An 8,664-nucleotide genomic window follows, 5' to 3' on the forward strand; every position below is an offset into this window, starting at 1 on the left:
AATTGCGCCATTTTTGTATTCAAACATAAAAATTGGACTGATGATTTTTAGTCATCAGTCCAATTTATTATAGAGCCTTTATTGCCTCCGTAGTCAGTAATAAATTTAATGCACAAATTAGCACACAATAATGAAAGCCTTTACAAAACTTGTCTAGACAAGTTATACTTGAGCTATTATAAACAAGGGAGTGAAGGATGTGGCTGTAAAAAGAAAAGACGTGCAGGACATCGTTAAAGCAATTGGTGGGAAAGAAAATATTGACACTGCAACACATTGTGTTACTCGATTGCGTTTAGTTTTAAAAGATGACAATAAAGTCGACAAAGATGCACTAGACGACAACGCACTTGTCAAAGGCCAATTTAAAGCGGATAACCAATACCAAATTGTTATTGGGCCTGGTACTGTAGACGAAGTATATAAGCAATTTATTCAAGAAACGGGTGTAGAAGAATCGTCAAAAGATGATGCAAAAGCTGCTGCATCGAAGAAAGGTAATCCGTTACAACGACTTATAAAATTATTGGGAGATATTTTTATACCGATTTTACCGGCATTAGTTACAGCGGGTCTTTTAATGGGGATTAATAATTTACTTACCATGAAAGACTTATTTGGTCCTAAACCACTTGTGGAACAGTTTCCACAGTTGGGTGATATATCAAATATTATTAACGTAATTGCAAGTACAGCATTTATCTTCTTACCAGCTTTAATTGGTTGGAGTAGTATGAAAGTGTTTGGTGGCAGTCCTATTTTGGGATTGGTACTAGGGCTTATTTTGATGCATCCACAATTAGTTTCACAATACGATATTGCTAAAGGACATATTCCAACATGGAATCTTTTTGGTTTAGAAATTAAGCAATTAAATTATCAAGGTCAAGTGTTGCCTGTTTTAATTGCGGCCTATGTTTTATCACTCATTGAGAAAGCATTAAATAAAGTTGTTCATGATTCTATTAAAATGTTGGTTGTTGGTCCAGTAGCGCTACTCGTAACAGGTTTCTTAGCATTTATTATTATTGGTCCGATTGCACTTGCAATAGGTACAGGTATAACTGGAGCAGTACAATTTGTCTTTGAGCACGCTGGTTGGTTAGGCGGTGCACTTTATGGTTTCTTCTATGCACCACTTGTTATTACAGGATTACACCATATGTTCTTAGCAGTAGATTTCCAATTAATGGGTAGTAAACTAGGTGGTACATATTTATGGCCTATCGTCGCGATTTCTAATATTTGCCAAGGTTCGGCTGCTTTTGGAGCATGGTTTATTTATAAACGACGTAAAATGGTAAAAGAAGAAGGTTTAGCATTAACTTCAAGTGTATCAGCATTTTTAGGTGTTACAGAGCCTGCAATGTTTGGTGTAAACTTACCGTTAAAAGTACCTTTCTTCGCTGCTATTTGTACATCAAGCTTTTTAGGTGCCATTATTGGCGCTAATAAGGTGTTAGGCAGTGTTGGTGTAGGTGGTGTTCCAGCATTCATATCAATCCATAGTGAATTTTGGTTCATTTATATACCAGTCACATTACTTGCTATGGTGATACCAGCTATTTTGACAATCATCTTTGCAAGATTTACAACAATTAAAGCTAAAAAAATGGTGGCAACGCCAGACGAAACTGTAGCGAAATAATTAATACAATTAAAGACGTTCAAACTTCACATGTTAAGTGATTGAGCGTCTTTAATGCATATTAAACTATAATTAAATGGAAGGTGACTATCTATGGCACATAAAGATTGGAAGAAATCGGTAGTTTATCAAATTTATCCTAAATCATTTAACGATACTACAGGTAATGGTGAGGGCGATATCAATGGCATTATTGAGAAGTTGGACTATATTCAATATTTAGGCGTCGATTATATTTGGTTAACTCCTGTTTATGAATCCCCAATGAATGATAATGGGTACGATATTAGTAATTATTTAAAAATAAATGAACGCTTTGGTACATTGGAAGATTTTGAAACTTTAATAAGCGAAGCGCATAAGCGTGATTTAAAAGTCATGTTAGATATAGTTATTAATCATACGTCTACAGAACACCAATGGTTTAAAGAAGCGATTAGTTCTAAAGATAATCCTTATCGTGACTATTATTACTTCAAGCCTTCTCAAGATGGCCCTCCAACTAATTGGGAATCTAAGTTTGGTGGAAATGCTTGGCAATATGATGAGAAGACGGATGAATATTATTTACATTTATTTGATGTTACACAAGCAGATTTAAATTGGGATAATGAAAAGGTTAGACAATCTTTATATGAGGTTGTTAATCATTGGATTCAATTTGGTGTAGATGGTTTCCGCTTTGATGTAATTAATCTTATTTCAAAAGGCGAATTTAAAGACTCACCACAAATTGGTAAAGAATTTTATACTGACGGTCCACGTGTACATGAATATCTCCATGAACTTAATCGTCATACATTTGGTGATAAAGATATGATGACGGTAGGAGAAATGTCCTCTACAACAATTGATAATTGTATCAATTATACAAGACCAGATCGACAAGAGTTAAGTAGTGTCTTTAATTTCCATCATTTAAAAGTAGATTATGTCGATGGAGAAAAGTGGTCGAACGCTAAATTAGACTTTTTAAAATTAAAAGAAATTTTGATGGATTGGCAAATTGGAATATTTGAAGGTGGAGGATGGAATGCGATTTTCTGGTGTAATCATGATCAGCCACGCGTTGTTTCTCGTTTTGGCGATGATTCTACAGAAGAGAATCGTCAAGCAAGTGCTAAAATGTTGGCAATCGCATTACACATGTTGCAAGGAACTCCTTATATCTATCAAGGTGAAGAAATTGGCATGACAGATCCACACTTTGATTCTATTCAACAATATCGCGATGTCGAGTCGCGTAATGCTTACGATAATCTAATGCAACAAGGTATTGATGAAAGTGAAGTTCTAACAATTTTAGGTCAAAAATCACGTGACAATTCTAGAACGCCTATTCAATGGACATCAGAGAAACAAGCAGGTTTCACTTCAGGTACGCCATGGATTGATATTCCTAACAATGCAGAACACATTAATGTAGAAGCGGCAATTGAAGATACTACCTCTGTACTACACACGTATCGCGAACTTATCAAATTACGTCATGAACACGATATCATCACGTATGGTGATATCGAGCCGATGTATATGGAACATCCACATTTATTCATTTATCGTCGAAATTATGACAACCAAACGTGGCTAGTCGTTGCTAACTTTTCAAAAGAAACAATAAAATTACCTGAAGACCTTAATAGTAAGGGGACGACGATAATTCAAAGCGGTACAATAGAAAATGGTGAAGTATCTCCATTTGGTGCAGTAGTGATTAATGTTCAATAAAAAGTAAATAGATTGATGTAATGGAGAAACAAATGGCTACACAAAAATTCATAACAATATATGAACAACTTAAACAACGAATACATGAGGGCGAATACACATACGGACAACAACTACCTTCAGAACATGAATTATTAACGCTATACGGAACGTCACGTGAGACTGTTAGAAAAGCATTGGATTTATTAGCAAATGATGGCATGATTCAAAAAATTAGGGGTAAGGGGTCCATTGTAATAGATCAAGGTATCACGGAGTTTCCGTTCTCAGAATTGATTAGCTTCAAAGAAGTGCAAGAGGAACTTAATCTTAAGCATGAAACGGAAGTGCTCATTAACGAATTGGTTAAAGCAAACTCAGTTCCTCATGTTAAAAAGCAATTGAATATTAGTAATGATGATGTACTAATCCATGTAGTACGCACGAGAAACGTCAATCAAAAGGTCAAAATTTTGGATGAAGATTACTTTTTAACTTCAATAGTGTCCAATATTTCGGATTCAGTAGCAAAAGATTCTATATATCATTACTTAGAAACGCAATTAGGATTAGATATCAGCTATTCAAGTAAGTCGATTACCTTTGAGCCTTTTACTGAAAGAGAATATGATGTTTTTGGAAAAATACAACCGCCATATACCGCAACAGTGAGAAGTGTCGTTTATTTAAAAAATACGATGCCATTCCAATACAATGTGTCGAAGCATTTAGCGACAGAGTTTAAATTCCAAGAATTTTCAAGACGACACAAATTATAAGATGAAATTGTACTGGTTTCGATTCATTGAATTACTAATTGAAACTTTACGCTTGCAATCGGAAGAAAGTTTATAGTATTATAAAACTTACCGTGCTAGGTGGGGAGGTAGCGGTTCCCTGTACTCGAAATCCGCTTTATGCGAGACTTAATTCCTTTGTTGAGGGTGTGTTTTTGTGAAGTCTGCCCGAAGCACGTAGTGTTTGAAGATTTCGGTCCTATGCAATATGAACCCATGAATCATGTCAGGTCCTGACGGAAGCAGCATTAAGTGGATCCTCATATGTGCCGTAGGGTAGCCGAGATTTAGCTGTCGACTTCGGTAACGTTTATGATACACACTCGATTCGAAGGTGCACGGTTTTTTAATTTTTAAAGTAACCGAGACAAATAAAATTTTAAATATAAATTTAAGTGAGGAGTAGGACAGTAATCTTTATGAATTCATTGTTCTGCCCTGGCAAGATTGACTAAAATTAAAAATGCTTGTTATAAGTGTAGTTTTAATTTAGTCAACTACTGCCAATATATAATTGTAGCCTGAGACATTGATTTTGTCCCAGGCTCGTTTTTTGTATAGAATATGTATGAATGAGTATAAAATGGGAAAATGGTTTGTTCGAACATAAAATGGGGAACGCTTGGACTAATCAAAGGGGTGTCAATATGCGACTGTTCTTAAGTACATTAACTGAAATGGATTATATTGAAACATTAAATAAGATTGAATCAAGTTACGATCACAAAGGTCAAGGTGTTGGTCAAAAGCAAAGAGAACTCATTTCAAGACTACGCAGAGCATTAAACTATAATTATGAACTTGAAGTGATTGCAAAAAATGAAGCTGGCGATATTATAGGACACATCATGCTCAGTGAAATTAATTTAAAAGCGGATGACCAACGTTACAAAGCTTTGGAACTAGCTTCTCTTATAGTAGATAAACCATATCGTAATGAGGGATTAGGTAAAGCTTTAGTTCAAGCTGTTGAAGAACGTGCTAAATCTCAACATTATACGACTATTGTTGTGGGATGTTGCCCGGCATATTTCGAAGAATTAGGTTATGAACCGGCGGACAAACATAATATTTTTTCAAAAGAAACCAATCCATCCGCTTTGCGTGTGAAATTCTTATGGGATCAACTGGACGAATACCCCCATGGCATTGTGCAAGATGCTGATATGACTTAATAAATTCATTGAAACTTAAATGATAATGCGTGATATAATGTAGAGTAATTGTTAACGGAGGTGCGGATGTGAATTATCAAGCTTTGTATCGAATGTTTAGACCCCAAAGTTTCCAAGATGTTGTGGGTCAAGAACATGTAACTAAGACGTTACGTAACGCCATTTCCAAAGGTAAACAGTCTCATGCCTATATCTTTAGTGGACCTCGTGGGACTGGTAAAACTAGTATTGCTAAAGTATTTGCTAAAGCGATAAACTGTTTAAATCCTCAAGACGGTGAACCATGTAATGAATGCGCTATATGTAAAGGTATTACACAAGGTACGAATGGTGATGTTATCGAAATTGATGCTGCGAGTAATAATGGTGTAGATGAGATTCGAAATATTAGAGATAAAGTGAAGTATGCACCTAGTGAATCGAAATATAAAGTGTATATTATTGACGAGGTACATATGCTAACAACTGGGGCTTTTAATGCGCTATTAAAGACGCTTGAAGAACCACCAGCACATGCCATATTTATCCTTGCTACAACTGAACCACACAAAATCCCGCCTACAATTATTTCGCGTGCACAACGATTTGACTTCAAAGCGATTGGTACTGAACAAATTACTGATCGTTTACGCTTTGTCGCTGAAGAACAACAGTTAGATTATGATAATGAAGCACTTGAGTTTATTGCGAAAGCATCTGAAGGTGGAATGCGAGATGCATTAAGTATCATGGACCAAGCTATCGCATTTGGTGATGAGCACCTTACGCTACAAGACGCATTAGACGTAACAGGTAGTGTAGATGAAGCGGCTTTAAATGAATTATTTAAAGATGTCGTTGATGGTAATGTTAAAAATGCATTTACACGCTATCATCAATTTATTTCTGAAGGAAAAGAAGTTAATCGTCTTATAAATGACATGATTTATTTTGTTCGCGATACAATTATGAATAAAACTGTAAATAATCATGCTGAATTTGATGCGTTAATGAATTTTGATTTAGACATGCTCTACCATATGATTGATATTATTAATGATACATTAGTTTCAATACGATTTAGTGTGAATCAAAATGTTCACTTTGAAGTGCTATTAGTGAAAATTGCTGAAATGGTGAAATCACAACCTGATACTGTTACTAATGTAGCAACGACTCAAGTTGCATCACAACCTAACAACGAAGTGTTATTGCAACGTATGGAACAATTAGAAAATGAACTGAAAACACTTAAAGCACAAGGTATTGCTCAAGCAAGTTCAAAACAACAATCATCTCAATCAAACACACGTGGCAAACGTCAGAATAAAGGCACATTTTCAATGACAAATATTGCTAAGGTATTAGATGAAGCAAATAAAGAAGATATTCAATTATTGAAGAAACATTGGCTAGAAGTAGTAGATTATGCGAAAAAGAATGATAAAAAATCATTAGTAAGCTTATTACAAAACTCAATTCCTGTAGCTGCTAGTGAAAAACGAGTATTAATTCAATTTGATGAAGAAATTCACTGTGAAATTGTGAATAGAGATGATGAGAAAAGAAATAGCATTGAAAATGTAGTAAGAAATATCATTAATAAGAATGTTGAAGTAGTCGGGGTCCCTTCAGATCAATGGATGAGAGTGCGAACAGAATATATTAATAGTAGAAAACAGCACGATAAAGAAGAACATCAAACGTCATCTAATGATAGAGAAGAGCAACAAGACACTGATGTAGCACAGAAAGCACGTGATTTATTTGGAGAAGAAACAGTGCATTTAATAGACGAAGAATAGAACTTATTTTATGAATAGAATGAACTTACTTTAGTTAGTGAATTGTCGAAACGGGTCATGAAACAGAGATACATGACAATAAATATAAACGTATGTATAATAAAATATAAATCAAAAGATAATGTCGATACATTCAAGGAGGAAATGATATTATGCGCGGTGGCGGAAATATGCAACAAATGATGAAACAAATGCAAAAAATGCAAAAGAAAATGGCTCAAGAACAAGAAAAATTAAAAGAAGAACGCATTGTAGGTACAGCTGGTGGTGGCATGGTAGCAGTTACAGTTACTGGTCATAAAGAAGTTGTAGATGTTGAAATTAAAGAAGAAGCAGTAGATCCAGATGATATTGAAATGCTACAGGATTTAGTTTTAGCAGCAACAAATGAAGCGATGAACAAAGCTGACGAATTAACTCAAGAACGTTTAGGTAAGCATACACAAGGCTTAAACATTCCGGGAATGTAATTATAGATGCATTATCCAGAACCGATATCTAAATTAATAGATAGTTTCATGAAACTGCCAGGCATTGGTCCCAAGACGGCTCAACGTCTGGCGTTTCATACTTTAGATATGAAAGAAGACGATGTAGTCCAATTTGCTAAAGCCTTGGTAGATGTTAAACGTGAGCTTACCTATTGTAGTGTATGTGGACATATAACTGAAAACGACCCTTGCTATATTTGCGAAGATAAGCAACGTGACCGTTCAGTAATATGTGTGGTCGAAGATGATAAAGATGTTATTGCAATGGAGAAAATGAGAGAATACAAAGGTCTCTATCATGTACTGCATGGATCTATCTCCCCGATGGATGGCATTGGGCCTGAAGACATTAATATCCCAACTTTAATAGATAGATTAAAAGATGAAGAGGTTAAAGAATTAATATTGGCAATGAATCCTAATTTAGAAGGTGAATCAACAGCAATGTATATATCTAGATTAGTGAAACCTATTGGAATTAAGGTAACTAGATTAGCTCAAGGACTTTCAGTAGGTGGAGATTTAGAATATGCAGATGAAGTTACTTTATCTAAAGCAATAGCTGGAAGAACAGAAATGTAAAATAAGGTCGCTATTTACAAATTGTCAGTAAATATAGCTATTAAAGTTATATTTCGATTTGTAATAGCGATTTTTTAATTTATTTTAAAAAAATCGTAAATTTTTTAAAGTTTGTTATTTGAGTGAATAAAATGTTGTATATAGGGTATTAAATTCTTATTTCGGATCAAAAACGAACGATAATTTATTTAAATCTATATTTAGTTCGTTTATTAAGGTTTTGTATGGATTTTTAATTATTGTTAGTGTAATTTTTACCGTTGTTAAAACGACTGAAAGCCTGTATAGTATATATTTGTTGAGCGAAACAAATCAACGAACATTAAAACACTTCAAAAATTAATAAAAAAAGTTATTGACTTTAAAGCTGATAACGAGTATAATTAATTCTTTTGGTAACAAAAATGAACATTGAAAACTGAATGACAATATGTCAACGTTAATTCCAAAAACAGTAACTTAAATGTTACAAACACTATT

The 8,664-nt window shown here is 34.3% G+C and carries 7 protein-coding genes and 1 other RNA gene; all 8 read left to right on the forward strand.

The features are described 5' to 3' along the window. The first annotated feature begins 199 nt into the window (after positions 1-199). On the forward strand, positions 200-1,648 hold the full coding sequence (gene treP / locus SBL16_RS12055) for a PTS system trehalose-specific EIIBC component (protein WP_107612109.1): 1,449 nt from the start codon (positions 200-202) through the stop codon (positions 1,646-1,648). A gap of 93 nt (positions 1,649-1,741) precedes the next feature. Continuing rightward, on the forward strand, positions 1,742-3,376 hold the full coding sequence (gene treC, locus SBL16_RS12060) for an alpha,alpha-phosphotrehalase (RefSeq protein ID WP_317954267.1): 1,635 nt from the start codon (positions 1,742-1,744) through the stop codon (positions 3,374-3,376). Positions 3,377-3,408: 32 nt separating this feature from the next. Beyond that, the gene (gene treR / locus SBL16_RS12065) at positions 3,409-4,134 is read left to right on the forward strand and encodes a trehalose operon repressor (protein WP_107612111.1); all 726 of its coding nucleotides are present in this window, start codon (positions 3,409-3,411) and stop codon (positions 4,132-4,134) included. Positions 4,135-4,224: 90 nt separating this feature from the next. Beyond that, positions 4,225-4,494, forward strand: an RNA gene (gene ffs, locus SBL16_RS12070) — signal recognition particle sRNA large type. Between the two features lie 305 nt (positions 4,495-4,799). After that, positions 4,800-5,327: a GNAT family N-acetyltransferase gene (locus SBL16_RS12075; protein ID WP_107612112.1), complete on the forward strand. Its 528-nt coding sequence runs from the start codon at positions 4,800-4,802 to the stop codon at positions 5,325-5,327. A 68-nt stretch (positions 5,328-5,395) separates the two neighbouring features. Further along, complete coding sequence (dnaX, locus tag SBL16_RS12080) at positions 5,396-7,111, forward strand: DNA polymerase III subunit gamma/tau (RefSeq protein WP_107612113.1); 1,716 nt, start codon at positions 5,396-5,398, stop codon at positions 7,109-7,111. A gap of 152 nt (positions 7,112-7,263) precedes the next feature. Next, entirely contained in the window at positions 7,264-7,581 is a 318-nt protein-coding gene (locus tag SBL16_RS12085; RefSeq protein WP_001213992.1) for a YbaB/EbfC family nucleoid-associated protein, read from the forward strand. Between the two features lie 6 nt (positions 7,582-7,587). After that, positions 7,588-8,184 carry a recombination mediator RecR gene (gene recR / locus SBL16_RS12090; protein ID WP_011276782.1) on the forward strand — a complete coding sequence of 199 codons (597 nt, stop codon included), beginning with the start codon at positions 7,588-7,590 and terminating at the stop codon, positions 8,182-8,184. The last annotated feature ends 480 nt before the right edge of the window (positions 8,185-8,664 follow it).

It is taken from the genome of Staphylococcus sp. NWU MK-U1 (genome assembly GCF_033283505.1).
GTDB lineage: Bacteria > Bacillota > Bacilli > Staphylococcales > Staphylococcaceae > Staphylococcus > Staphylococcus haemolyticus.

Excerpts from the sequence above, each read along its gene's own strand:
- treC (WP_317954267.1), top strand. The coding sequence starts at position 1,742 with ATGGCACATAAAGATTGGAAGAAATCGGTAGTTTATCAAATTTATCCT.
- recR (WP_011276782.1), top strand. The coding sequence starts at position 7,588 with ATGCATTATCCAGAACCGATATCTAAATTAATAGATAGTTTCATGAAA.
- SBL16_RS12075 (WP_107612112.1), top strand. The coding sequence starts at position 4,800 with ATGCGACTGTTCTTAAGTACATTAACTGAAATGGATTATATTGAAACA.
- SBL16_RS12085 (WP_001213992.1), top strand. The coding sequence starts at position 7,264 with ATGCGCGGTGGCGGAAATATGCAACAAATGATGAAACAAATGCAAAAA.
- treR (WP_107612111.1), top strand. The coding sequence starts at position 3,409 with ATGGCTACACAAAAATTCATAACAATATATGAACAACTTAAACAACGA.